Raw genomic sequence first — 1,551 nt, 5'->3', positions numbered from 1 at the left:
TCCAGCCTCGTCTTGGGCCGCGTGGCTTGGAATTTGCCCGCGCGCGGGTCGAGATGAAAGCGATTGAAACCATCTTACATTTGCGCCGCAGTCATCCTGCCAAGATGAAGAATATGGTTCCCGCCCATGTCTGGAGCCTTGCTGCGCGCTATGGGGTGGGGCCCAATCCATCCGAGATTGCGCGCGAGGATGGTAATCCGTAATCTCGCGACTATGACCAAACCCAATCTCGCGCCAGATTTCAGTTTTGAGACGCAGATCGGCGGCCTTGTCGCGGGCGTGGATGAGGTGGGGCGCGGCCCGTTGGCGGGGCCTGTTATGGCCGCAGCCGTTATCCTAAACCCAAGCGATATTCCCGAAGGTTTGCATGATTCCAAAACGCTCAGCCAAAAGCGGCGCGAGGCGCTGTTCGATGAGATTGCCGCGCGGGCCGAGGTCAGTATCGCAGAGGCGAGCGTTGCCGAGATTGATGAGCTGAATATTCGCAACGCGACTTTTTTGGCCATGCGCCGTGCGGTGCTTGGTCTCTCCCGCTGTCCAGATCATGCGCTGATTGACGGCAATGCCATTCCCCCTGATTTGCCCAGCCCTGCCACTGCAATCATCAAAGGTGATGCCCGTTCTGTTTCGATTTCGGCGGCTTCTATCATGGCCAAGGTAACACGGGATCGGCTGATGGTGACATTATCGCAACAGTTTGCGGGCTACGGCTGGGAGAAAAACGCGGGCTACCCCTCAAAAGCCCACCTTCAAGCCCTTCAAGATATTGGGGTGACCCCGCACCATAGACGTTCATTCAAGCCCGTCCACAATATCTTGTATCAACGTCATCTTGTAAGTCTTTGATTCAAAAAATAAATTGACGGCGAATTAGTTTCGACTCATCTTAGGCCTCAAGATGAGCGTCAAAAAATGGCGCCGTGACGATTAAAAGTCAGAGGCAGTAATGAAGACGAAAACCAATCCCGCGGGGGCGCATGCCCTGCCGCTTAACCAGATATTGGCTGGTGATAGCATTGATGTGATGAACAGCCTTCCTGAAGGTTCGGTCGATCTGATTTTCGCCGACCCGCCTTACAACCTTCAGCTCAAGGGTGATTTGCATCGCCCCGACAATTCGCTTGTAGATGCGGTGGATGATCATTGGGATCAATTCGACAGCTTCCGTGCCTATGACGAATTCACGCAAACCTGGCTCGCTGCGGCGCGCCGTATCCTCAAGCCGAATGGCGCGATTTGGGTGATTGGCTCGTATCACAACATTTTCCGCGTGGGGGCCGAACTGCAAAACCAAGGCTATTGGTTGCTGAATGATGTTGTTTGGCGCAAATCCAATCCGATGCCCAATTTCCGCGGCAAGCGTTTGACAAATGCCCATGAGACGATGATCTGGGCTTCGAAATCTGAAGCAGCGAAATACACGTTCAATTATGAGGCGCTCAAATCCCTAAATGAGGGGATTCAAATGCGCTCTGATTGGCTTTTGCCGATTTGTAATGGCGGTGAGCGTTTGAAGAACTCGCGGGGCGAAAAGGCACATCCAACGCAAAA

At 53.6% G+C, this 1,551-nt stretch carries 2 protein-coding genes and 1 pseudogene; all 3 read left to right on the top strand.

Annotated features, from left to right (window positions below):
• Window positions 1–203 (top strand): annotated as a pseudogene (locus tag ACR0IO_RS22970) (coenzyme F420 hydrogenase); the annotation flags it as partial.
• A 10-nt stretch (window positions 204–213) separates the two neighbouring features.
• A complete protein-coding gene (locus tag ACR0IO_RS22965; RefSeq protein ID WP_480745152.1) occupies window positions 214–846 on the top strand; it encodes a ribonuclease HII in 633 nt (210 codons plus the stop codon).
• A gap of 100 nt (window positions 847–946) precedes the next feature.
• Window positions 947–1,551, top strand: a 605-nt coding sequence (locus tag ACR0IO_RS22960; protein WP_480745150.1) for a DNA-methyltransferase, incomplete at its 3' end; no start/stop codon positions are given.

This window comes from Ruegeria sp. CE12, from assembly GCF_056537525.1.
The sequence above is the reverse complement of the archived record's forward strand: the minus strand, read 5'-3'. Positions and strand labels throughout refer to the sequence as shown.

What these genes read in the sequence shown, in the direction of transcription:
- ACR0IO_RS22965 (WP_480745152.1), top strand. Translation starts at nt 214, where the DNA reads ATGACCAAACCCAATCTCGCGCCAGATTTCAGTTTTGAGACGCAGATC.